Source organism: Micromonospora acroterricola, from assembly GCF_003172955.1.
Lineage (GTDB): Bacteria > Actinomycetota > Actinomycetes > Mycobacteriales > Micromonosporaceae > Micromonospora > Micromonospora acroterricola.
The window spans coordinates 1-22,829 of sequence record NZ_QGKR01000177.1; the positions used below are offsets into that span (position 1 = coordinate 1).

20 protein-coding genes are annotated in these 22,829 nt (G+C 73.3%); 5 read left to right on the forward strand and 15 right to left on the reverse strand.

Going from position 1 to position 22,829, the window contains the following annotated elements:
* The first annotated feature begins 238 nt into the window (after positions 1–238).
* A complete protein-coding gene (locus DKT68_RS11595; RefSeq protein WP_109817427.1) occupies positions 239–3,550 on the forward strand; it encodes a S8 family serine peptidase in 3,312 nt (1,103 codons plus the stop codon).
* A gap of 74 nt (positions 3,551–3,624) precedes the next feature.
* On the opposite strand, the gene DKT68_RS11600 is transcribed toward DKT68_RS11595, so the two are convergent.
* The 3 genes from DKT68_RS11600 to DKT68_RS11610 form a co-directional block, all read right to left on the reverse strand.
* A complete protein-coding gene (locus tag DKT68_RS11600) occupies positions 3,625–4,302 on the reverse strand; it encodes a hypothetical protein (RefSeq protein WP_109817428.1) in 678 nt (225 codons plus the stop codon).
* A gap of 121 nt (positions 4,303–4,423) precedes the next feature.
* The gene (locus DKT68_RS11605; RefSeq protein ID WP_109817429.1) at positions 4,424–5,308 is read right to left on the reverse strand and encodes an MHYT domain-containing protein; all 885 of its coding nucleotides are present in this window, start codon (positions 5,306–5,308) and stop codon (positions 4,424–4,426) included.
* Positions 5,309–5,473: 165 nt separating this feature from the next.
* Complete coding sequence (locus tag DKT68_RS11610; protein WP_109817430.1) at positions 5,474–8,275, reverse strand: DEAD/DEAH box helicase; 2,802 nt, start codon at positions 8,273–8,275, stop codon at positions 5,474–5,476.
* 87 nt (positions 8,276–8,362) lie between these two features.
* On the opposite strand from DKT68_RS11610, the gene DKT68_RS11615 reads away from it, so the two are divergent.
* Positions 8,363–9,133, forward strand: coding sequence for an HAD family hydrolase (locus DKT68_RS11615; protein ID WP_109817467.1), 771 nt, complete (start codon positions 8,363–8,365; stop codon positions 9,131–9,133).
* 10 nt (positions 9,134–9,143) lie between these two features.
* Here the strand turns inward: DKT68_RS11615 and DKT68_RS11620 are convergent, their stop codons facing one another.
* On the reverse strand, positions 9,144–9,998 hold the full coding sequence (locus DKT68_RS11620) for a LysR family transcriptional regulator (protein ID WP_109817431.1): 855 nt from the start codon (positions 9,996–9,998) through the stop codon (positions 9,144–9,146).
* A gap of 151 nt (positions 9,999–10,149) precedes the next feature.
* Here DKT68_RS11620 and DKT68_RS11625 point away from each other — a divergent pair, with 151 nt between their 5' ends.
* Positions 10,150–10,983: an EamA family transporter gene (locus DKT68_RS11625; RefSeq protein WP_236646848.1), complete on the forward strand. Its 834-nt coding sequence runs from the start codon at positions 10,150–10,152 to the stop codon at positions 10,981–10,983.
* Here the strand turns inward: DKT68_RS11625 and DKT68_RS11630 are convergent.
* The 6 genes from DKT68_RS11630 to DKT68_RS11655 form a co-directional block, all read right to left on the reverse strand.
* Positions 10,946–11,875, reverse strand: a complete 930-nt coding sequence (locus DKT68_RS11630) for a diacylglycerol kinase (RefSeq protein WP_109817433.1) — start codon at positions 11,873–11,875, stop codon at positions 10,946–10,948. The genes DKT68_RS11625 and DKT68_RS11630 overlap by 38 nt on opposite strands.
* Positions 11,876–12,122: 247 nt before the next feature.
* Complete coding sequence (tatC, locus tag DKT68_RS11635; protein WP_109817434.1) at positions 12,123–13,076, reverse strand: twin-arginine translocase subunit TatC; 954 nt, start codon at positions 13,074–13,076, stop codon at positions 12,123–12,125.
* Positions 13,077–13,094: 18 nt separating this feature from the next.
* Entirely contained in the window at positions 13,095–13,388 is a 294-nt protein-coding gene (gene tatA / locus DKT68_RS11640) for a Sec-independent protein translocase subunit TatA (protein WP_109817435.1), read from the reverse strand.
* Positions 13,389–13,593: 205 nt separating this feature from the next.
* Positions 13,594–13,839: a hypothetical protein gene (locus tag DKT68_RS11645; RefSeq protein ID WP_109817436.1), complete on the reverse strand. Its 246-nt coding sequence runs from the start codon at positions 13,837–13,839 to the stop codon at positions 13,594–13,596.
* A gap of 148 nt (positions 13,840–13,987) precedes the next feature.
* On the reverse strand, positions 13,988–15,010 hold the full coding sequence (locus tag DKT68_RS11650; RefSeq protein WP_109817437.1) for a helix-turn-helix transcriptional regulator: 1,023 nt from the start codon (positions 15,008–15,010) through the stop codon (positions 13,988–13,990).
* Positions 15,007–16,005, reverse strand: a complete 999-nt coding sequence (locus DKT68_RS11655) for a helix-turn-helix transcriptional regulator (RefSeq protein WP_109817438.1) — start codon at positions 16,003–16,005, stop codon at positions 15,007–15,009. Before DKT68_RS11655 ends, DKT68_RS11650 begins: the two co-directional genes overlap by 4 nt.
* 127 nt (positions 16,006–16,132) lie before the next feature.
* Here DKT68_RS11655 and DKT68_RS11660 point away from each other — a divergent pair, with 127 nt between their 5' ends.
* Both DKT68_RS11660 and DKT68_RS11665 read left to right on the forward strand, forming a co-directional pair.
* On the forward strand, positions 16,133–17,137 hold the full coding sequence (locus DKT68_RS11660) for a cation diffusion facilitator family transporter (protein WP_109817439.1): 1,005 nt from the start codon (positions 16,133–16,135) through the stop codon (positions 17,135–17,137).
* A 60-nt stretch (positions 17,138–17,197) separates the two neighbouring features.
* Positions 17,198–18,283, forward strand: a complete 1,086-nt coding sequence (locus tag DKT68_RS11665; RefSeq protein WP_109817440.1) for a DUF3866 family protein — start codon at positions 17,198–17,200, stop codon at positions 18,281–18,283.
* Between the two features lie 31 nt (positions 18,284–18,314).
* On the opposite strand, the gene DKT68_RS11670 is transcribed toward DKT68_RS11665, so the two are convergent.
* The 5 genes from DKT68_RS11670 to rfbA all read right to left on the reverse strand — a co-directional run bounded on the left by DKT68_RS11670 (position 18,315) and on the right by rfbA (position 22,792).
* The gene (locus DKT68_RS11670) at positions 18,315–19,460 is read right to left on the reverse strand and encodes a cupin domain-containing protein (protein WP_109817441.1); all 1,146 of its coding nucleotides are present in this window, start codon (positions 19,458–19,460) and stop codon (positions 18,315–18,317) included.
* A gap of 135 nt (positions 19,461–19,595) precedes the next feature.
* Positions 19,596–19,790 (reverse strand): hypothetical protein, encoded by a 195-nt coding sequence (locus DKT68_RS11675; RefSeq protein ID WP_109817442.1) that lies wholly within the window; start codon positions 19,788–19,790, stop codon positions 19,596–19,598.
* 67 nt (positions 19,791–19,857) lie between these two features.
* Complete coding sequence (gene pafA, locus DKT68_RS11680; protein ID WP_089021075.1) at positions 19,858–21,216, reverse strand: Pup--protein ligase; 1,359 nt, start codon at positions 21,214–21,216, stop codon at positions 19,858–19,860.
* A gap of 68 nt (positions 21,217–21,284) precedes the next feature.
* Positions 21,285–21,908 (reverse strand): dTDP-4-dehydrorhamnose 3,5-epimerase, encoded by a 624-nt coding sequence (gene rfbC / locus DKT68_RS11685; RefSeq protein WP_109817443.1) that lies wholly within the window; start codon positions 21,906–21,908, stop codon positions 21,285–21,287.
* Positions 21,905–22,792, reverse strand: a complete 888-nt coding sequence (gene rfbA, locus DKT68_RS11690) for a glucose-1-phosphate thymidylyltransferase RfbA (RefSeq protein ID WP_109817444.1) — start codon at positions 22,790–22,792, stop codon at positions 21,905–21,907. Before rfbA ends, rfbC begins: the two co-directional genes overlap by 4 nt.
* Positions 22,793–22,829 lie beyond the last annotated feature (37 nt).

A 22,829-nucleotide genomic window follows, 5' to 3' on the forward strand; every position in this document is an offset into this window, starting at 1 on the left:
GACTTCGTAGCACGGTCGGACCAGCGGAATGAGGCGTTGCGCCAATCCCGTGAGGACCGTCGGCGTGGGCTCGGCCAGGGACGACGTCCAGGCGATCCCCCGGCGCGCAGCTCCCGCGCAACATCACGGAGCGGTCACAACGCCGGGGCACCTGTCGACATTCGCCACGAACACCGCGAAGGATTCGCTCACACGTGCCCTGCACCAAAAGGGCCCTGTTCTCTGGAGGAAAGAGAACGTGAGTCAACCCCGCAATCAGAGCAGGCGTACCTCCGCCGCGCTCTTCGCAACGGTCCTGGCCGCCGGCGCCATGACCGTGACGGGTGGTGCCGCCACCGCGATCGCCGCTCCCCCCGCACCCGACACTCCGCAGGCCACCCCCGCCGAGGCGTTGGGCTCGCACGACGCCAAGCTCCTCGCCCAGGCCGAGGCGAAGCACGCGCCGACCGTGACCCTGATCGTCGCCACCGAGAAGGGCGAGGCCGGGGACGTCGCAGCCGCCGTGCAGGCTCTCGGCGGCGCCGTCAACCGCCGCTTCGACCAGATCGGCTACGTCCTGGCCACGGTGCCGACGGCGAAGGTGCTCAAGGCGGCCGCGCTGCCGGGCGTCTCCGCGGTCGACCTCGACGAGACGATCCAGCGCCCGGACCCCACCCCCGAGGCCGCCCCGAACGGCGCCAAGGCCGCCGAGCAGGCCGCCACGCTGGCGGGTCCCGGCGCGGGCACCGGCGCGGTCAACCCGTACATGCCGACCAACGAGACCGGCGCGGAGACGTTCAAGGCGGCCCACCCGCAGTGGGACGGCCGCGGCGTCACCATCGGCATCATGGACTCCGGTGTCGACCTGGACCAGCCGGCACTCCAGAAGACGACGACCGGTGAGCGGAAGATCATCGACTGGGTCACCGCGACGGACCCGGTGACCGAGAACGACGGCACGTGGCGGCGGATGGTCACCGAGGTGACCGGCCCGTCGTTCACCGCCGGCGGCGCGACCTGGACCGCTCCCGCCGGGGCGTACCGGTTCAACCTGTTCCGTGAGTCGATCACCGCCGCCAGCGACCCGGGCGGCGACGTCAACCGGGACGGCGACACCACCGACGCGTGGGGCGTCCTCTACGACCCCGGGACCCACGACATCTGGGTGGACGTCGACCAGGACAACAGCTTCACCGACGAGACGCTGATGCGCCCGTACCGGGAGAAGTTCGACGTCGGGCACTTCGGCACCGACAACCCCGCCACCGCCGTGCGGGACCAGATGCCCTTCGTGGTCGAGTACCGCGAGGACGTCGACATCGACCCGGCCGACGGCAAGCCCGGCCCGTACGCCGACTACGTCAACATCGGCATCATCGAGGCGACCCACGGCACCCACGTCGCGGGCATCACCGCCGCCAACGACATGCTGGGCAACACCGCCTTCGACGGCGCCGCCCCGGGCGCCAAGCTCGTCTCCGCACGGGCCTGCTCGTGGGGTGGCGGCTGCACCGCCGCCGCGCTGACCACCGGCATGGCCGACCTGGTCATCAACCGTCACGTCGACGTGGTCAACATGTCGATCGGCGGACTGCCGACGCTCAACGACGGCGCCAACGCCCGCGCGCAGCTCTACAACGACCTGATCAGCACCTACGGCGTGCAGATGTTCATCTCGGCCGGCAACTCCGGTCCGGGCGTGAACACCGTCGGCGACCCGTCGGTCGCCGAGAACGTCGTCAGTGTCGCGGCGAACATCAGCAGGGACACCTGGCTGGCCAACTACGGCTCGGTGGTGCGGACGAAGAACGCGCTGTTCAACTTCTCCTCCCGCGGCCCACGCGAGGACGGTGGCTTCAAGCCGAACGTCGCCGCCCCGGGATCGGCGATCTCCACCGCGCCGACCTGGCAGCCGGGCAACCCCGTCCCCGAGGCCGGTTACCCGCTGCCGCCGGGTTACCAGATGCTCAACGGCACCTCGATGGCCTCCCCGCAGGCCACCGGCGCGGCCGCGCTGCTGCTCTCCGCCGCCAAGGCCACCGACAAGGGCGTGACCCCGGCGGCGCTGCGCCGGGCCATCTACACCTCCGCCAAGCCGATCGCCGATGTCGCCACGTACGCGCAGGGCTACGGCATGTTCAACGTGCCGGGCGCGTGGAAGCTGCTCAGCAGGACCGTCGAGACCCGGTCGTACGTCTCGGACGCCCCGGTCTGCACCGAGCTGTCGCCGAATCTCACCCGCTACGACCGCGAGCTGAGCAGGTTCGTCCCCAACCCGAACCGCGGCGCCGGCGTCTACAACCGCTGCGCCTCCGCCCAGGGCGGGCAGAAGGTCGGCCAGAGCCGCACGTACCAGGTCACGGTGACCCGGACCAGCGGCCCGGCCGGCACGGTCAGCCACAAGCTGGCCCTGCGCGGCAACGACGGCACCTTCACCGCGCCCAAGACGGTCGCGCTGCCGCTCAACAAGGCCGTCTCCATCCCGGTCACCGCCAAGCCGAAGTCCACCGGCGCGCACGGCACGATCCTGACCGTGGACGACCCGAGGACCTCGGTGATCGACTTCGAGGTCTCCGCCGTCGTGGTGGCCGCGAACGACGTCACCAAGCCCGGCTACTCGTTCTCCGCCGAGGGCTCGGTGACGCGCAACGCGTTCACGTCGTACTTCGTCACCGTGCCGGCCGGCGCCGGCGCTCTGCAGGTGAACCTGTCGGGCATCGCCACCGGGTCGCAGACCCGGTTCATCGCCATCAACCCGTACGGCGTGCCGGTGGACAGCACCGCGAGCACCGCCTGCTACACCAACTTCTCCGACGCCGCCGCCTGCAAGCCGCAGGAGCGGGACTACCAGAACCCGATCGCCGGGGTCTGGGAGATCGAGGTGGAGTCGCGGCGGACCTCGCCGGCACTGAACAACCCGTTCCAGCTCCAGGCCCGGGTGCAGGGCGTCACCGTCGAGCCGTCGGTGATCGAGCTGCCCTCGGTCAGCGCCGGTGAGCCGACCCCGGCGAACTGGACGCTGACCAACGCCTTCGGCCCGGTCGCGGTGACCGGTCAGGGCGGCCCGCTGTCCAGCGTGCACGCCGAGCGGCCGACCATCGCGGAGGGCGCCCAGCAGGAGTATCTGGTGGACGTCCCGGCTGGTGCCACCAGCTTCACGGCGCGGATCGGCAACACGGCCAACCTGGGCGCCGACCTGGACCTGACCGTGTTCCGCGGTGACACCCAGGTCGGGCAGGCGGCCGACGGCGACTCCGAGGAAGCCGTCACCATCGCCAACCCGCCGGAGGGCGCCTACCGGGTCGTCGTCGACGGGTACGCCGTCGACGGGCCGAACACCAGCACCGCCTACGACTACCGGGACTCGTTCTCGGCCCCGTCGCTGGGCACGCTCGCGACCCCGAGCACCCCGCTGGCCCTGCCCAACGGCGCCACCGCCACCCTCACCGGCACCGTGACCGCCCAGTCCACGCCGGGCGCTGGGCGGGAGCTCTTCGGTGAGCTGGCGGTCGTGACCACCGAGGGCGCGGTCGTCGGCCGCGGCGCCGTCTCCATCGGCGCCGTCAGCTGACCCCTTCCCCACCGCACAGGAGCCCATCCCCGATCTTTCGGGGATGGGCTCCTGCGTATGGACCGGGTGGGGGTCTACCCGCCGGTTCCTTCCTCGGCGTGGTCGGGGGCGAAGGCGCCGCCACCGGTGCCGGTGTCGAGGTGGACGTGCTGGTGGCCGTGGCCGGCGTCGATGTTGATCTGGTCGAGCTGGGTGGCGGCGACGGACCAGGTGCCGACCGCCTGGGCTGCCTGTCGTGCCGCCAACTGCGTCAGAGCGGCCCGCTGGGCGGCCGGACCGGTGACGGCGACGAGATAGGTGTCGACGGCGAGCGCGGCCTGGTCGAGGGCGACCCGAAGCCCTCCTCGTGCCACGTTGGTGGCGGTGGTGCCGGACGGGGGATCGGCCAACGGCTGCGCCGCCTGGCGCACGGTCTGTTGCCACTGGCGGGCCTGTTCGGGGCCCGCCTGTCCGCTGGTCGACGTGTCCGCCTGTAGCGCGGTGAGGACGGGCGAGATCTGGCCGCTCAGGCGGCGAGCCGTCCCGGTCAGCTCGGCGATCTGCTGGGTGTCCCGCTGCGCCTCCGCCTCGCGCATGTCGGCGATGCTCGAATCCACGGGGTCCGGGCGGCCGGCCGTGTAGCCGACAGCGCCTCCCAGGAGAGCGGCCGCGAGCCCGACCCCCGTGACGACGGCCGCGAGACGGACGATCCGGCTGCGGCGCGAGTCGCGGGTGGGAAGCAGGTAGGAGGGCTTGCCCGTACGGCGCGACACGGCATCTCCTTGCGTCGATGGAGAGGTCGTCGCAGCCTAACTTCCTTCCACAAAGATCGTCGATACGTGGGGCCGAGTTCGCAGAACTTCTGCTCTCCCCGGCAGAAGGAAGCCCGGCCGCTCAGCGGGGCGGCATCTCCCGGCGGGACGGAAACGGGGTGCCGGGCTGGCCGAGAGTGGAGCGGGCGCGCAGACCGACCGGGTCCGGGGCGGCGGGCGGCGCCGCGGCGGCCGGCTCCGAGGCCCGCCGTGAGTCCAGGTACGCGGCGGCGGCCCGGTCGTCGTCGGTCGGGGCGGCGAGCAGGGCGTACAGCAGACCGACCACGCCGAAGATCACCGCCAGCACGATCGGCACGAGGAGGGTGCTCATGCCGGCGCCGCTGACCTCGGCCTGATCCTCGTGTCGGTGCACCGAGAGGGCGCTCATGCCGGTGAAGTGCATGCCGTTCACGGCCACACCCATGACCAGCGCGGAGGCCACAATCGCCAGCCCCCGACGGACGGTCATCGCGAGCCACAGGGCGACGGTGGCCGCCACGACCGCGATCACGACCGACAGCGCGACCCGGTTGGTGTCGTAGCCGAGGCTGCCGTTCAGGCGCATCGCCGTCATGCCCGTGTAGTGCATGGCCGCCACGCCGGCGCCGGTGAAGATCCCGCCGGCGATCAGCCGTACGGGGTTCAGGCGTCCGGTGCCCACGATGGCCAGGCCGATCCCGACCGCCACGACGGCGATGGCCGTGCTGGCAACGGTGAGCGGCACGTCGTACCGGATCCTGGTGCCGTCGACGGCGAACCCGAGCATGGCCACGAAGTGCATCGCCCAGATGGCGGTGCCGCCGAGGGCCCAGGCGGCCAGCAGGCCCCACCACGCGCGCTGACCGGCGCTGCCGGCCGTGCGGATACGCCCGGCGCAGATCAGCCCGAGGATCGAGCCGAGCACGGACAGCGCGTAGCTCAACGACGGTGTGATCCACCCGTACTCAAAGTGATTGATCTCCGCCATGACGGCCCTCTCCCCATTCGTTACCGGCGCGTAAAGGAAGCGCCTGGCAAATGATCAGGGGTGCTCCGAGCAGGGGCGACAGCACCCCCCGGGTTATCCGGGGGGTGCTGTCGCGGTGACCGTCCGATGCGTCGGTTCGTCAGTGCCGGTAACCGAGAGTCATGATCAGGCGGTGGTGTGGTACGCCAGCACGCCCCGGTTGACGGCCCCGATCGCCTGCCGGGCGGTGGAGCGCAGCTCCGCCGACGCTCCACCGGAGTCGGCCAGCTGGCCGAGCAGGTCGACCACCTGGCGCGCCCACCGGACGAAGTCACCGGCCGGCATCTCACCGTCGATCTCGTGACCGCTGCCGAGCACTTTCGCCAGCGCCTCGCCCCGGGCCCACCGGTACATGGGCCAGGCGAAGCCGAGATCCGGCTCGCGGGTCGCGTTCAGCCCGCGCGCCGCCTCGTCAGCCTCGATCTCGCCCCACAGCTTCAGCGTCTCGTCGACCGCGTCGGCCACCGGCCCGCGCGGCAGCGACGCCCGCTCGTCGACGTCACGGCGCGCCTCGAAGACCACCACGGACACCGCGGCGGCCAGCTCGGCCGGGGACAGCCCGTCCCACACGCCCCGGCGCAGGCACTCGGCGACCAGCAGGTCCGCCTCGGTCCAGATCCGTCCGAGCATCCGGCCGGCGTCGGTGACCGCGCCGTCGCGGGCGAGGTAGCCGCGGTCGGTCAGCAGCGCGACGATCCGGTCGAAGGTCCGCGCGAGCGACCCGGTACGCCCGGAGACCCGCTCACGCAGCTCCTCGGTGTCACGTTCCAGCCGCCGGCGCCGCTCCGCCCAGCGGGCATGCTCCTCCCGCTCCGGACAGGCGTGGCAGGGGTGGTGGCGCAGCTCGGTGCGGAGCTGGGTGAGCTGGTGGTCCTCGCCGGTCGCCTGCCGGGAGCGGCCACCCCGCCGGCCACCGTGCCGGTCCAGGCCGGTGCCGCTGACCTCGGCGGCGAGGTCGCGCCGAGCGGCCGGCGAGCGGTGGTTGAAGTGCTTGGGCACCCGGATCCGGGCCAGCACCTCGGCCGGGGTGGTGAAGTCGCCGGGGCTGACCCGCCCCGCCCAGCGGTCCTGGGTGAGCACCAGCGGCCGGGGCTCGCCGAACCCGCCGGTCGCCGGGTCCAGCACCACGGCCAGGCCGGCCCGCCGGCCCGCCGGCACCCGGATCACGTCGCCGACGCGCAGCCGCTCCAGCGAGGCCACCGCGGCGGCCTTGCGCTGGGTCTGCCCCTGCCGGGCGATGGCCTTCTCCCGGTCGGCGATCGCCACCCGCAGCGCGAAGTACTCGTCGAAGTCGCCGTGGTGGCAGGCGGCCTCCACGCCGTACGCCTCGATGGTCTCGGTGTTGCGCTGCACCTGCCGGGCCAGGCCGACCACCGACCGGTCCGCCTGGAACTGGGCGAACGAGGACTCCAGCAGGGCCCGGGCCGGCTCCGCGCCGACGGTGCCGACCAGGTTCACCGCCATGTTGTACGAGGGCCGGAAGCTGGAGCGCAGCGGGTAGGTGCGGGTGGACGCGAGCCCCGCCACGTGCCGCGGGTCGGTCTCCGGGGACCACACCACCACGGCGTGCCCCTCCACGTCGATGCCACGCCGGCCGGCACGCCCGGTGAGCTGGGTGTACTCCCCCGGCGTCAGGTCGACGTGGGCCTCGCCGTTGTACTTGACCAGCCGTTCCAGGACCACGCAGCGGGCCGGCATGTTGATGCCCAGCGCGAGGGTCTCGGTGGCGAAGACCGCCTTGACCAGGCCCCGGACGAACAGCTCCTCGACGATCTCCTTGAACACCGGGAGCATGCCGGCGTGGTGCGCGGCCAGGCCGCGCTCCAACCCGTCGAGCCACTCCCAGTAACCCAGCACCGACAGGTCCTCGCCGGGGATGGCGGTGACCCGGGACTCGACCACCCGGCGGATCTCGGCCCGCTCCTCGGGTGAGGTGAGCCGCAGCCCGGCGGCGAGGCACTGCTGCACCGCGGCGGCACAGCCGGCCCGGCTGAAGATGAACAGGATCGCCGGGAGCAGGCCCTCCCGGTCCAGCCGGTCGACGATGTCCGGGCGCATCGGGCCACGCCAGCGTGGGCCGCGCCGGCCGGAGCCGGGCCCGGCGCTGCGGCCCTCGCCCAGCTCCAGCCGGCGCACCGTGTCGCGGGTGTAGCGCAGCAGCTCCGGGTGCACGTCGTGCTTGCGCGCGGCGTCGGCGTCGTGGAACAGGTCGAACATCCGCTTGCCGACCAGCATGTGCTGCCAGAGCGGCACCGGGCGGTGCTCGCTGACCACCACCGCGGTCTCGCCGCGCACGGTGACCAGCCAGTCGGCGAACTCCTCGGCGTTGGAGACGGTCGCCGACAACGAGACCAGGGTGACCGAGGCCGGCAGGTGGATGATCACCTCTTCCCACACCCCGCCGCGGAACCGGTCGGCGAGGTAGTGCACCTCGTCCATCACCACGTACGCGAGGCCCTTCAGCGTGCTGGAGCCCGCGTAGAGCATGTTGCGCAGCACCTCGGTGGTCATCACCACCACGGGGGCGTCGCCGTTGATCGCGTTGTCGCCGGTGAGCAGGCCGACCTGCTCAGCGCCGTACCGGTCGACCAGGTCGTGGTACTTCTGGTTGGACAGCGCCTTGATAGGCGTCGTGTAGAAGCACTTGCGCCGGGTCGGCGGTGCGCCCGCGTCGCCGGCCGCCGCCGGGTCGTCGGGCCGCCCGCGCAGCGCCAGGTGTACGGCGAACTCCCCGACCACCGTCTTGCCGGCGCCGGTGGGGGCACACACCAGCACCCCGCTGCCCCTCTCCAGGGACTGGCACGCCTCCCGTTGGAAGTCGTCGAGGTCGAACCCCAGGTCAAGGGCGAACTCTTCCAGCGCCGGGAACTCTGAGGCCTGCGCGGCCCGGCGGCGGGCCGCGGCGTACCGTTCGGCGGGGCTCGACATGTCACCAAGATTAGTGCGTGCCGGGACATGGCACCCCACCAAGGCCGTGCGGAGGGGCCGTCGGCGGCGGTCGGTAGGGTGCACGACGTGCCGGACCATGCCGAACCGCCCCAGACCCCTCCGCCGGGCAGCGCCGAGGCCGTCGCCGCCCCGCGAGCGTCCCGACGGCCCGTCAAGGCGGTGCTCTTCGACTTCCACGGCACCCTGGCCCAGGTGGAGGAGCCCCGGCAGTGGGTGCTCGAGGCCGCGGCGGCGTGCGGGGTCAGCCTGGACCGGGTCCGGGCCACGTCGCTGGCCGACCGGCTGCTGACCGCCGGGCGGGCGGGCGGCCCGCTGCCGGCCCGGGTGCCGCCCCGGCTGGCCGAGCTGTGGGCTGACCGGGACCTCTACCCGCACGCCCACCGGGGCGCCTACACGGGGCTGGCCGAGACCGTCGACGCGGGCATCGAGGGCTTCGCCGACGCGCTCTACGAGCGGCTGCTGACCGCCGAGGGCTGGCTGCCGTACCCGGACACCGGCCCCACGCTCAGCGCGCTGCGCGAGGCCGGCGTGCGGGTGGGGGTGGTCAGCAACATCGGCTTCGACCTACGGCCGCTCTTCGACGCCTGGGGGTTGACCGAGCTGGTCGACGCGTTCGTGCTCTCCTACGAGGTGGGGCGGTGCAAGCCCGACCCGGCGATCTTCCTGCGCGCCTGCGGGATGCTCGGCGTCGACCCGGAACAGACGCTGATGGTCGGTGACACGCCGGCGGACGCGGGCGCGGTCGCCGCCGGCTGCGCCGTGCTGGTGCTGCCGGCCGCGGATCCCGGCCGGGAGAACGGGCTGGGCGCCGTCCTGGATCTGGCTCTGCCAGCCTGAGCCGGCGGGGTCAGCCGGCGACGACCTCGTGGGCGAGCGCGACCAGGTCGGCGACGCCGGGGTGCCGGGGCGGGTGCCGCCAGGCCAGCAGCACGGTGACCTCCGGAGCGTCGGTGAGCGGCCGGTACGCCACCGCCGGCGTGGGGTACATCGCGGCGGTCGCGGAGGTGGTCACCCCCGCCGCCCGACCGGAGCTGATCGCGGCGAGCCAGTCGTCGGTGTTCGCCACCGGCACCACGGTCGCCGGGGCGGCGTCCACCGGCCAGAGGCCGAGCGTGGTGGTGCCGGTGGCGGTGTTCACCGCGATCGGCTGGTCGACCAGGTCGGCCAGGGCGAGCACGGCCCGCTCAGCCAGCGGGCTGTCCGCCGGGACCGTGGCGAGCCGGGGCTCGGTGAGCAGCCGCACGGTGCGCACGTCGGGCAGGTCGACCGGCTGACGCAGCACCGCGACGTCCACGGCGCCGCGGGCCAGCCCGGCGCTGCGGTCGTCGATGCGCAGCAGCTCCAGCGGCGTGTCCGGGTGGGCCTGCCGCCACCGGCGCAGCAGGGTGACGGTGTGCCCGCCCAGCGCCGACCAGGCGTGCCCGAGCCGCAGCGGCCGCCCGGCGGCGTACCCCGGGTCCAGCACGTCGTCGACGGCCGCGACGGCGGCGGCGGCCCGGTCCCGCAGCGACCGGCCGGCCGGCGTCAGGTGCAGGTGGTGGGTGGAGCGGTCGACCAGCCGGATCCCCAGATGGTCCTCCAACTGGCGCAGCGTGCGCGACAGCGCGGGCTGGGTGACCCGGAGCCGCCCGGCGGCGCGGGTGATGCTGCCCTCCTCGGCGATGGCGAGGAAGGCACGCAGGTGCCGCAGCTCCACGGTCATAACCTCGAAGCATAACCGCAGTGGAACCGGCATTTCCCTCCCCCACGCCGCACCCCATACCGTCGCAACCGTGACCGACACCCTGCTGCCCGACCGACCGACACCCACCGTCGCGTCGACCGGCCGGGCCGGTGGCGTCGGCGCCGTCGGCATGGTGCTCGGCGGCGCGCTGTCGGTGCAGTTCGGCTCCGCCGTCGCCGCGCTGCTCTTCCCGCGGACCGGGGTGGCCGGGGCGGTGACCCTGCGACTGACGATCTCGGCCGTGCTGCTGCTCGTCGTGTGCCGGCCCCGACTGCGCGGGCACGACCGGGGGGCATGGGCCGCCGCCGGCGCGTTCGGCCTGGCGCTGGCCGGCATGAATTCCCTCTTCTACCAGGCCATCGAGCGGATCCCGCTGGGCCCGGCGGTGACCCTGGAGGTGCTCGGCCCGCTGGCGCTGTCGGTGTTCACCGCCCGCCGGCTGGCCAGTTGGTGCTGGGCGGGGCTGGCGCTGGCCGGGGTGGCGCTGCTCGGGCAGGGCGGCTTCGACCGGCTGAACCCCGCCGGGGTGGCGTTCGCGTTCGGCGCGGGCGCGATGTGGGCCGCGTACATCGTGCTCAGCGCCCGGGTCGGCGGCCGGTTCCCGGGAGCGGACGGGCTGGCCCTGGCGCTGACCCTCGCCGCGCTGGTCACCCTGCCGCTCGGCGTCGTCGACGGCGGCGCGGCGCTGCTCGACCCGGCCGTGCTGGCGCTCGGCACGGTCCTCGCGGTGCTCGCCTCCGGGCTGCCGTACACCCTGGAGCTGCTGGCGCTGCGCCGGATGCCCACCGCCACCTTCGCGGTGCTGATGAGCCTCGGCCCGGCCATCGCCACGCTGGCCGGGTGGCTGGTGCTGCGGCAGGCGCTGACCCTGCTGGAGTGCGCCGCCATCGTGCTGGTCATCGCGGCCAGCATCGGCGCCGTGCGGGTCAGCGCAGCAGCCGCAGCGCGCCCGGAACGGCGCTGACGGTCACCGGCAGGTCCAGCGAACGCTCGCCGTCGGCGTACGTGGTGATGCCCTCGGCGCTCAGCTCCACCGTCCGCGCCCGGTAGGTGCGGACGAGCGGGTGCTCGACGTGGGTGCCGTGGTAGATGCGGGGCTTGATCCGGATCAGGGTGCGCCGGTCGATCCGGCCACCCACCACCACGTCGAGCAGCCCGTCCGTCGGGTCGGCGTCCGGGCAGATCCGCATCCCGCCCCCGTAGCTCGGGCAGTTGCCCACCGCCACCAGCACCGCGTCCAGCTCGTGCGGCACCCCGTCCAGCCGCAGCGTGTACCGCCGGGGTCGCAGCCGGGCCAGCTCGACGAGGATCGCCAGGTCGTACCGGCGGGGGCCGCGCGGCCAGCGCATCCGGTTGGCCCGCTCGTTGACGATCGCGTCGAACCCGGCCGCGAGGACCGCCCCGTACCAGCGCTCGCCGCCATCGGCGCCGGTCATCCGGGCCAGGTCGACGAGACTGCTGCGGCCGGCGCGCAGCGCGTCGGCGATCACCGCCACCGCCGCCAGCGGATCGGCCGGGAAGCCGGTGTCCACGGCGAAGTCGTTGCCGGTGCCCGCCGGCACGGCGCCGAACGGCACGTCGGTGCCGGCGGCGGCCTGCAACGCCCGGTGCACCGTGCCGTCCCCGCCGATCGCGACCAGCGCGCCGGCACCGTCGCTGACCGCGGCGCGACACACCGCCTCGGCCTGTGCGGGGCTCGCTGCCGACAGCACCTCGACCGGCCGCCCGGCGACGGCCAGCCCGTCCAGCAGCCGGGAAAGCAGGCCGCGGTGCCGCCCCCGGCCGGCCGTGGGGTTGGCGAGCACGGCGACGGGGCCACCGGCGTGCGGGTGATCGTCTGCGGTCACGGGCAGCACCGTAGCCGGTCCGACGGCCGCCGTACATCCGCCGGGACGACCGCACCAGCGGTCCCGGTCGCGCCGCTCACCGTGAGGAGGTCGCGGTGGTTCCCTGGATCCCGCGCGAGCCGCCACGACGCGAGTTTCGTCGAACGACGGCGATACACGCCAGGCCGTGAGTTCCGTCGATCGCGAGGCCACGACGCGGCGACGCCGCCCCCCGGCAGGCGGGGACGGCGTCGGCGAACCGGGCGGCGCGGGACCGTCAGGTCATGTCGTCGTAGCGGCGTTCGATCGGGGCCGGTGGGGCGATCGGGTCCGGTGCGCCCACCGGCGCGGTCACGTCCACCCGCTGCCCCGCCTCGACCGGCTCGGGGTCGTGTTCCAGCGGCGACACCTCGTCGTCGTCGAGGCCGGCGTAGACCTCCTTGTCCCGCCCACGCCGCCTGTCGTTGATGAACGCGACGCCGACCGCGGCGAAGTAGAGCGCCGAGAGACAGAGCGCCAGAGCGGTCATCCCGAACGGGTCCGGGGTGGGGGTGACCACGGCGGAGAAGGCGAAGAACACGAAGATCGCCACCCGCCACCAACTGAGCAGCCGCTTCGCGCTGGCCAGGCCCACGAAGTTGAGCATCAGCACGATCAGGGGGAACTCGAACGCCACCCCGAACAGCAGGATCAGGTTGGTGACGAACGAGATGTAGCGGGTGACTTCCAGGTTGGTCGAGATGTCGTCGCCCGACACGTTCAGCAGGAACTCGAGGCCCTTGGTCGTGACGAAGAACGCGAGCACCGCGCCGGCCGCGAACAGCGGGGCCGCGAGAGCGGTGAAGATGTACGCGTAACGCCGCTCGTGCCGGTGCAGACCGGGCGCGATGAACGCCCAGAGCTGGTAGAGCCAGATCGGCGCCGCGATGATCAGACCCACCCACAGGCCGATCTTCAGGTTCAGCAGGAAGACGTCCGCGACGCCGAGCTGGACGAACTTGCACTTGCCGGTGACCGGATCGAGTGACGCTGGCAGGTCGCAGTACGGCTTCGAGAGCAGCACCCGGACCGGCGTCGCCAGCCAGATGCCGACACCGAAGCCGAGCATGATCGCCAGCGAGGCACGGAACAGACGGTTGCGCAGCTCGCGGACGTGCTCGATGAGCGTCATCGAACCGTCGGAGGCTCGCTCGAAGGTGCTCGGGCCGCGTTTACGCAGTGCGAAGGCCACGGTGCTCGGGCCTCTCGGTCAGTTGTCGCGGACGCGGTGCACCGGGTCGGCGACCGGCTGCTGCGGCGGCGCCTGCTGGTACGGCGCCTGCTGCGGCTGCCCGACCTGCGGCGGCATCGGCTGGTAGCCGGCCTGCGCGTCGGCCTTCTCGGCGAGGTCGCGGTCGTCGTCCTGCAGGCTCTTGGTCTCGGCCTTGATGATCCGCAGCGAACGGCCGAGCGAGCGGGCCGCGTCGGGGAGCCGCTTCGCACCGAAGAGCAGGATCAGCACAACCACGAGAACCGCGATGTGCCACGGCTTGAGGGCACCCATGAGAAGCTCCAGTCGCTCTGTGTGTCCGGGGGCGGTACGCAGCCCATCGTACGTGCGGATCGGCCCGTTGCCACCTGCCGGGTGGCGCTGGGCCGGCCCGGCCGGGTGAAGTCTTGACCAACCGCGATGATCAGTCAACCGTCGCGGAGCGGTCGGGCCCGCAGCGACCCTCCCCGACCAGGGGTGGGGCCGCGACGGGGGTCGATCAGCCGCGCTTGGCCTTGATCACCGCGAGCCGTTGCTGCGCGGTGTCGAGCTGACGCTGGACGCCCTCGGCGCGCTGCTGCAGCGCCTCGGCGGTTTCCCGCAGCGCCTCGGCCTCGGTGGCCCGTCGCTGCAACGCCACGGCGGCACGGCGCAGCTGAGGCAGCCGGGCCAGCACCGGGCGCACGGCGAGCGCGAGCGCCACGAGCGGGAGCAGCACCACCGCGAGCACGATCCAGATCAGCACGGGCGTCAGCCTACTGGGTGCGGCCGGCCACCGCCGGGTCGCCCGACGGTGATCGACTCGGTTTTGGTGATGGCGCGGTGTCCCGGGGCGGTGGATACATACCCCGATGTCAGGGATACCGAGTCGATTCCGGCCGGGCCGGCTGGTCCTACGCCGGGACGGCGGGCTCACCGGCCGGCCGGGGCGCGGCGGTCGGCGCGGGCACGGCGTACGCGTCCAGCGCGGCGGCGGCCGTCGCACGGACCTGCTCGGCCAGCTCGACCGGGGCGACCACAGCGACGTCCGGGCCCAGGCCGAGCACGAACCGGCGGGCCCACCCCAGGTCGGTCACGCGCAGCGAGACCAGCCACTGGTCACCGTCACCGGCCTCCACCCGCTCGCACGGGTAGTACTCGGTGATCCACCGCTCGCCGCGGCCGATCCGCAGCGTGATCAACGGCAGGTCGGGCGACGGGCGGAAGACGCCCTCGGTCAGGTCGTGCGGGACGGCCTGCGGAGGGACGGTGGCCGGCTCGTCCAGCTCGATGATCGCGTCGATCCGGTCGGCCCGGAACAGTCGGACCGCCTCCGCGCGGCGGCACCACGCCTCCACGTACGCGCGGCCGCCCACCATCAGCATCCGCAGCGGGTCGATGACCCGGTCGGTGGTCTCGTCGCGGGCCGCCGTGTAGTAGGTGATCCGCAGCGCCCGGCCGCCCTCCACGGCGGCGCGCAGCGCCTCCACCCGGCGGGTGTCCCCGGGCAACCGGACCGCCACCGGCGCGCCCACCAGGTCGCCGGCGGCGTCCTCGATCTTCGCGAGGGCCCGCTCGACGGCCTCCCGGTTGGCCACACCGGGCGTCTCGGCGAGCATCCGCAGCGCCACCACGAGGGCCAGCGCCTCGTCGGGGGTGAGCCGCAGCGGGCGGTCGATGCCGGCGTCGTAGGTGATCGTCACCCGGTCGCCGTCGAAGGCCATGTCGATCAGGTCGCCGGGGCCGTAGCCGGGCAGCCCGCACACCCAGAGCAGCTCCAGGTCCTCGCGCAACTGCCGCTCGGTGACACCCAGGTCACCGGCCGCCTCGGCGATCTCGATGCCCGGTCGGGCCAGCAGGTAGGGAACCAGGTTGAGCAGCCGGGCCAGGCGGTCGGCGGAGGCCCGGGAGCCGCCCCGGGCGGCCGGCCGGGTCATCGGGCGCCCCCGGTGACGGCCAGCTCGTCGTGGCGGGCGGCGATCTCCTTGAGTCGTTGGATGACCGCCTCGCGGACCTCCGGCGGGTCGAGCACCCGCACGTCGGGGCCGTACCCGACGAGTTGGCCGGCCAGCCCGTCCGGGTCGGCGTACGGCAGGACCAGCCGGTCGCCGTCCGGCCCGGCGGTCACCTCGACCGCCCAGCGGCGCAGCCCGGCTGCCCGGCCCGGAGCGGCCAGCACGGTGGCCCGGCCGGTGCGCTCCACCGGGCCGGACCAGCGGGCCACGTGGCTGATCAGGTCGACGCCGGCCGGCGGCTCGTACCCGCCGGACTCGCCGGTCACCCGGACCGCGCCGACCACCCGGGACAACCGGAAGCAGCGGGTCGCCGCGCGGTCCAGGTCGTGGCCGACCACGTACCACCGGCCGCGCCAGCAGACCACGCCCCACGGCTGGAGCCGGCGGCGGCTGGGCGCGTCCCGGTCGGGCACCCGGTAGTCGAAGCCGACCTCGCGGCGGTCGCGGGCGGCGGCGGTCAGCGGCGCGAACGCCGGGTCGACGGTGACCATCGGCTCCAGGCCCAGCGTGGCCTGCGGGTCCACGTCCACCCCGGCGGCGCGCAGCTTGGCCAGCCCGGACGACGCGGCGGCGGCGAGGCCGGCGTGCTGCCACAGCCGCGCGGCGATGCCCACGGCGGCGGCCTCGTCCGGTTCGAGGGGGATGTCGGGCAGGGCGTACTCGCGGTGGGCGATGCGGTAACCGGGCTCGGCGTCGAAGGCGCTGGCCGTCCCGGTCTCCAGCGGCACGCCCAGCTCGCGCAGCTCAGCCTTGTCACGCTCGAACTTGCGCTGGAACGCCTCGTGGTCACGGGCGTCGTCGGGATCGTGCTCGTAACCGGGCACGGTCGCGGCGATCTGCGCGGCGGTCAGGAACCGTCGCGTGGACAGCAGGCAGATCACCAGGTTGACCAGGCGTTCGGTGCGGGTCCGCGACACGGGTAGACGCTAGCAGCCGACACGCGCAGGACGTGCACCCACGCTGGCGTGCCGCACATCTGTTCGGATCGGCGGGTCCGGGCCGCTCGCCCGGCGCGGCGCCGCCACCGGACTTAGGGTGGCCCTCATGTCGGAAGCGGCGGAGGTCAAGACCGAGAGCGTCGGCACCGTGATCGTCGCGGGGGCCGCGAACCTCGCCATCGCGGTGGCCAAGCTGATCGCCGGGCTGATCTCCGGCTCGGCCGCGATGCTCTCCGAGGCGGCGCACTCGGTGGCCGACACCACCACCGAGGTGCTGCTCTACCAGGCGCTGCGCCGTGGCGCCCGGCCGGCGGACACCCGGCACCCCTTCGGGTACGGCAAGGAGAGCTACGTCTGGGCGTTCTTCGCCGCCATGTTCACCTTCGTCGCCGGCGCCGGTTTCGCGGTCACCCACGGCGTCACCACGATCCTGGTGCACAAGCACAGTGGCGACTACCTGGTCTCGTACATCGTGCTGGGCGCGTCGTTCGTCATCGAGTCGATCTCACTGGCCCGGGCGGTGCGGCAGGTCCGCGGCGAGTCCCGGCGGTGGCGGACGACTCCCCGGCGGTTCCTGCGGCTGACCGCCGACACCACCGTCAAGGCCGTCTTCCTGGAGGACAGCGCCGCGCTGATCGGCCTGCTGCTGGCCGCGCTCGGGGTCGGTCTGTCCCAGGCCACCGGCGACGAGGTGTGGGACGGTGTCGCGTCGATCCTGATCGGCGTCCTGCTGCTGGTCGTCGCCGGGATACTCGCCAGCAACAACCTGTCGCTGCTGGTCGGCCGGGCGGTCCCCGAGCGGCTGCGCCGCGAGATCGAGCAGGAGCTGGCCCGGCTGCCCGAGGTGGAGCGGATCGACACCCTGCTGACCATGCAGCTCGGCCCGGACGACATCCTGGTCGCCGCGAAGGTCGACTTCCGCGACGAGGCGACCGGCGCCGCCATCGAGGCCACCGCCGACGAGGCGGAACGGCGGCTCACCGAGCGGTACCCGGAGATCCGCTACGTCTTCCTCGACCCCACCCGTTCCCTGCCCGGTGCGGACGGCCGCACCCGGAACATCCAGGCCGCCCCGAGCCCCGACGCCGGCGGCGAACCCGGCCCCGCCTGAGCCACGCCGTCGGACCACCCGGGCGCGGGGCGCCGGCCGCGCGCGGCTAGCGTGCCCGTCATGGTGCGATGGCGGGCGGGGACGGTGGCGGCGCTGCGACGGCAGTGGACCGGGGCGGTGGAGCTGGACGTCGACCTGCCCGACGGCACCCGCATGCGGGCGCTGGCCTACCCGGAGCTGGTCGGCACACCCGAGCCCGGCGACCGGGTGCTGCTCAACGCCGGGGCGCTGCTGATGGGGCTGGGCACCGGCGGGTACGCCCTGGTGGTGGCTCTGCCCGACCGGCTGCCGCCGGACCCGCCGGACGCCGGCGACACCCGCGACGCCGGGCACCTCGTCAAGGCCCGCTACACCCCGCTGCAACCGATCCTGCTCGGCGTCGACGAGGAGGCGTCCCCGCACCGGGACGTGCTCGCCGAGGCCGACGACCTGGGCGGGCTGCCGGTCGTCACCGCCGACCTGCACTCGGCCCTGCCGGCGATCCTGGCCGGCATCAGGGCCGGCGCCCCGCAGGCACGGGTGGCGTACCTGCTCACCGACGGCGGGGCGTTGCCGGCCTGGTTCTCCCGCACGCTGGCGGGGCTGCGCGCCGAACTGGCGGGCACGATCACCGTCGGGCAGGCGTTCGGCGGGGACCTGGAGGCCACCACCCTGCACGGCGGCCTGCTCGCCGCCCGGCACGTCCTCGGCGCCGACGTTGCCGTGGTCGCACAGGGGCCCGGCAACCTCGGCACCGGCACCCGCTGGGGTTTCTCCGGGGTCGCCGTCGGCGAGGCGGTCAACGCTATTGCCACGCTCGGTGGCCGCCCGGTCGGGTCGCTGCGGATCTCCGCTGCCGACCCCCGCCCCCGGCACCGGGGCGTGTCGCACCACAGCCTCACCGCGTACGGCCGGGTGGCGCTCGCCCCGGCGGAGCTGGTGGTGCCCGACGACCTGGAGCCGGCGTTGGCCGCCGAGGTGGACGCGGCGCTGGCTCCTCTGGCCGCCCGGCACCGGATCGTCCGGGTGAGCACCGCCGGCCTCGACGCCGCGTTGCGCGCCAGCGCCGTGCCACTGTCCACGATGGGCCGCGGCCTCGACGCCGACCACGCCTACTTCGTCGCGGCGGCGGCGGCCGGCCGCCACGCCACCACCCTGCTCCCCTGAGCCCTCGGCCCGCTTCGGCCGCGGACGCGGGTCAACGGATCACCGGGCGTTGGTCGCGGGGCAGGGCCTCGATCAGTTCCCGGGGCAGGTTGAGGATGTCCGCGCTGACCTGGGGCGGGGTGTTCGCCATCCACTGGGTCAGCGAGACGGACTCGAACCGGGGCTTGCGGAACATCTCCAGGAAGACCAGCGGCTCGGTGCCGAGGTTCTCGATGTAGTGGCCGTACGCGAACGGCACGTACCCGACGTCGCCGGCGCGCATGTCGAAGGTGCCGGCCACACCCTGGCTGGCGAACACGCCCATCCGGCCATGGCCGGAGAGGTAGTACTGCCACTCGTCGTCGGTGGGGTGCCAGTGCAGCTCCCGCATCCCGCCCGGGTCGACCTCCACGAGCGCGGCGCAGATGGTGGTGGATGCGGCGAACCGTGTCACGTCGGCGATGCGCACCTGGCCGCCCGGGAAGCGCTGCGGCTCCTGCGCGAGAAGCCGGTGGCTCAGCGTGCGCGGCACGTCCCCGGTCGGGCTCACCACCCGGTCGCGATCCAGCGGCGGCGGCACCTCCCCGGCGAAGATGTACTTCTCCCGCTCCGGGATCGAGTCGAGCTGCTCGGGCCGCCAGCCGAAGTTCTTCGCCAGCACGTCCCTGGGCGTGTGCGCGAAGTAGTCGCTGATCAGGAACGTGCTGTTCTCCGTGAACGCCCCGTCGTCGAAGACGAGCAGGAACTCCACGCCCTCGTCGAGGGCCTGGATGTGGTGCGGCACCCCCTGCGGGAAGAACCACAGGTCACCGGCGCGCACGTCGCCGAGGAAGTTGCGGCCCTCCTGGTCGACCGCGCTGATCCGGGCGCCGCCGTGCGACACGTACGCCCACTCGGACTGCTTGTGCCAGTGCATCTCCCGGTAGGCGCCCGGTTCCAGCGCCATGTCCACACCGCAGAGTTCGGTGGCGATCGGCAGCTCCCGGACCGTGACCTCGCGGGTCCAGCCGCCGCGCTGGACACGGGTGTGCGCGTCGGAGAAGGAGAACCGCAGGTTGGGCAGCGTGCCCGCGTCCGTGGTCGGCGGCGTCAGCAGATCCGGGTTCTGCCGGTCCCGGAGCACGTCGCGCGGCCCGGGATCCTGCCAGCCGGCCTGCCCCCGCTTCGGCTGTGGCGTCGCGCTGTCCCCGCCCGTCATCGCTCGCTCCCCCCGTCGGCCTGCCCCGAGGCCACCGGGGCGCCGCGGAGCGCGGACGTCCGGTGACCGGCGACGACGGTTACCCGGCCGGGAGGCACGGACGGGCCAGCGGTGGCCCGGCCGGGCCAGCGGGGATCAGGCGAGGAAGATGAGGGCGAGCCAGCCGCCCACGATGAGCACCAGCGCCAGGGCCAGCACCCAGGTCGGCACGGTGTACTCGCCGCGCCGGTTGCGGTCGATCTCGGCGCGGATCTTCTCCCGCCGGCGTTCGACCCAGTTCTGCCGCTCGGCGCCGCGCTCGGAGCGGTCGGGAGGTCCGGAAGTCGTCATGGCGCGCCCAGCCTACCGGGCCGGCCGACCCCGCCGGCGGACACCACCGCCGGGGCCGGCACACCGGTCACATGCTGGCGATCAGCCGCTCCACCCGTTCGTCGTACGCCCGGAACGGGTCCTTGCAGAGCACGGTGCGCTGCGCCTGGTCGTTGAGCTTCAGGTGCACCCAGTCGACGGTGAAGTCGCGCCGCTTCTCCTGCGCGTGCCGGATGAACTCGCCGCGCAGCCGGGCCCGGGTGGTCTGCGGTGGAGTCTCCTTGGCCTCGAAGATCTCCGGGTCGGTGGCCACCCGGTCCACCTCCCCGCGGCGCTCCAGCAGCCCGTAGAGGCCACGACCGCGGCGCACGTCGTGGTAGGCCAGGTCCATCTGCGCCACCCGGGGGTGGGACAGCGGCAGGTCGTGCTTGCGCTGGTAGCGCTCGATCAACCGCAGCTTGCTGACCCAGTCGATCTCCCGGGAGACGGGCTCCAGGTCACCGGTCTCCACGGCGTGCAGCACCCGGCCCCACAGCTCGACCACCCGCTTGGCCGCCTGGTCGCCGCCGCGGCGCTCCACGAACTCGGTGGCCTTGGCGAGGTATTCCTGCTGGATGTCCAGCGCGCTGACCTCCTTGCCGGAGGCCAACCGCACCTTGCGCCGGCCGGTGATGTCGTGCGAGACCTCCCGGATCGCCCGGATCGGGTTCTCCAGCGACAGGTCGCGCATCACCACCCCGGCCTCGATCATCCGCAGCACGATGTCGGCGGTGCCGACCTTGAGCAGCGTGGTGACCTCGTTCATGTTGGAGTCGCCGACGATCACGTGCAGCCGCCGGTAGCGCTCGGCGTCGGCGTGCGGCTCGTCCCGCGTGTTGATGATCGGGCGGCTGCGGGTGGTCGCCGAGGAGACGCCCTCCCAGATGTGCTCCGCCCGCTGCGACAGGCAGTAGACAGCGCCGCGCGGGGTCTGCAGGACCTTGCCGGCCCCGCAGATCAACTGCCGGGTGACGAGGAACGGGATGAGCACGTCGGCGAGCCGCCCGAACTCGCCGTGGCGGGAGACGAGGTAGTTCTCGTGGCAGCCGTACGAGTTGCCGGCCGAGTCGGTGTTGTTCTTGAACAGGTAGATCTCACCCGCGATGCCCTCGTCGTGCAGCCGCTTCTCCGCGTCGACGAGGAGCCCCTCCAGGATCCGCTCGCCGGCCCGGTCGTGGGCCACCAGGTCGGTCACCGAGTCGCACTCCGGTGTCGCGTACTCCGGGTGCGACCCGACGTCCAGGTAGAGCCGGGCCCCGTTACGCAGGAAGACGTTGCTCGACCGGCCCCAGGACACGACGCGACGGAACAGATACCGCGCGACCTCGTCCGGGGACAGCCGCCGCTGCCCGCGATAGGTGCAGGTGACGCCGTACTCGGTCTCGAGGCCGAAGATTCGCCGCTCCATGGTGTGACATTAGCCGCCCGGAGGCCCCGTTCGTCACTGTCACACCACAGGTCGTACGCCCGGGCCGGTCACATACCGGCTGAGTGCGACATTCCGTCCTGCCCGAGGCTCGCCACGAACGAACGACAGGCGTCGTACTCCGGCAACAGCCCGCGCTCGCGCGCCTGCGCCAGCGTCGGCGCCGCGTCGTCGCGGGCGGACAGCAGCGGGGTGTCGGCCGGCCACTCGATGCCCAGCTCCTCGTCGAGCGGGTGCACCGCGTGCTCGCCGGTCGGGTTGTAGGTGGCCGAGCAGAGGTAGCTCAGGGTCGCGTCGTCGCTCAACGCGCAGAAACCGTGCCCCAGCCCCTCGCTGAGGTAGACCGCCCGCCGGTCGGTGTCGTCCAGCCGGACGCCCTCCCACCGGCCGAAGGTCGGCGAGCCCACCCGCAGGTCCACCACCACGTCGAGCACCGCGCCCCGCACGCAGGTGACGTACTTGGCCTGGCCGGGCGGCACGTCGGCGAAGTGGATGCCGCGCACCACCCCGCGCGCGGAGACCGACAGGTTGGCCTGGGCCAGCCGCAGCGGGTGCCCCACCGCCTCGGCGAGCCGGTCGAAGCGGTACCACTCCATGAACATCCCGCGCGGGTCGCCGTGCTGCTGGGGAGTGATCTCCCAGGCGCCCTCGATGCCCAGCTCCCGGATCTTCACCGGCCCACCTGCGGGCCGTGCCCCTCGGCGAGGAGACGCAGCAGGTAGTCGCCGTAGCCGCTCTTGGTCAGCGGCTCGGCGAGCGCGCGCAGCTGCGCGTCGTCGATCAGGCCGGCCCGCCAGGCCACCTCCTCGACGCAGCCGATCTTCAGGCCCTGGCGTTCCTCGACCACGCGGACGAACTCGCCCGCCTGCATCATCGAGGTGAAGGTGCCGGTGTCCAGCCAGGCGGTGCCCCGGTCCAGCACGGTCACCGACAGCTCCCCGGTCTCCCGGTACGCCTCGTTGACCGCGGTGATCTCCAGCTCGCCACGGGCGCTGGGGGTCAGCTTGCCGGCGATGTCGACGACCCGGTTGTCGTAGAAGTACAGCCCCGGCACCGCGTAGCGGGACTTCGGCCGGGCCGGCTTCTCCTCGATCGAGAGCACCCGACCGTCGGCGTCGAAGTCGACCACCCCGTACTCCTGGGGGTTGGCCACGGGGTAGGCGAAGACCCGGCCGCCGATCAGGTCGCTGTGGTCGGCGAGCTGCCGGCCCAGGCCGACGCCGTGGAAGATGTTGTCGCCGAGGATCAGCGCCACCGAGTCGTCGCCGATGAAGTCCGCACCGAGGATGAACGCCTGCGCGATGCCCTCCGGGCGGGCCTGGCTGAGGTACTCCAGCCGCAGCCCGAGCTGACTGCCGTCGCCGAGCAGCCGGCGGAACTGGTCCTGGTCCTCCGGTGTGGTGATCACCAGGATCTCCCGAACCCCGGACATCACCAGGGTGGAGAGCGGATAATAGATCATCGGCTTGTCGAACACCGGCATCAGCTGCTTGGACACCGCCCGGGTGATCGGCCAGAGCCGGGATCCGGTGCCACCGGCGAGTAGGATTCCGCGCACCGACGGAGCCTACCGGCACGGCCGGCGGCCGTTCGCG

Excerpts from the sequence above, each read along its gene's own strand:
- DKT68_RS11670 (WP_109817441.1), bottom strand. The coding sequence starts at position 19,460 with ATGACGGGCGGGGACAGCGCGACGCCACAGCCGAAGCGGGGGCAGGCC.
- DKT68_RS11660 (WP_109817439.1), top strand. The coding sequence starts at position 16,133 with ATGTCGGAAGCGGCGGAGGTCAAGACCGAGAGCGTCGGCACCGTGATC.
- DKT68_RS11610 (WP_109817430.1), bottom strand. The coding sequence starts at position 8,275 with ATGTCGAGCCCCGCCGAACGGTACGCCGCGGCCCGCCGCCGGGCCGCG.
- tatA (WP_109817435.1), bottom strand. The coding sequence starts at position 13,388 with ATGGGTGCCCTCAAGCCGTGGCACATCGCGGTTCTCGTGGTTGTGCTG.
- pafA (WP_089021075.1), bottom strand. The coding sequence starts at position 21,216 with ATGGAGCGGCGAATCTTCGGCCTCGAGACCGAGTACGGCGTCACCTGC.
- DKT68_RS11620 (WP_109817431.1), bottom strand. The coding sequence starts at position 9,998 with ATGACCGTGGAGCTGCGGCACCTGCGTGCCTTCCTCGCCATCGCCGAG.
- DKT68_RS11675 (WP_109817442.1), bottom strand. The coding sequence starts at position 19,790 with ATGACGACTTCCGGACCTCCCGACCGCTCCGAGCGCGGCGCCGAGCGG.
- DKT68_RS11650 (WP_109817437.1), bottom strand. The coding sequence starts at position 15,010 with ATGACCCGGCCGGCCGCCCGGGGCGGCTCCCGGGCCTCCGCCGACCGC.
- DKT68_RS11665 (WP_109817440.1), top strand. The coding sequence starts at position 17,198 with ATGGTGCGATGGCGGGCGGGGACGGTGGCGGCGCTGCGACGGCAGTGG.
- DKT68_RS11625 (WP_236646848.1), top strand. The coding sequence starts at position 10,150 with ATGGTGCTCGGCGGCGCGCTGTCGGTGCAGTTCGGCTCCGCCGTCGCC.
- DKT68_RS11605 (WP_109817429.1), bottom strand. The coding sequence starts at position 5,308 with ATGGCGGAGATCAATCACTTTGAGTACGGGTGGATCACACCGTCGTTG.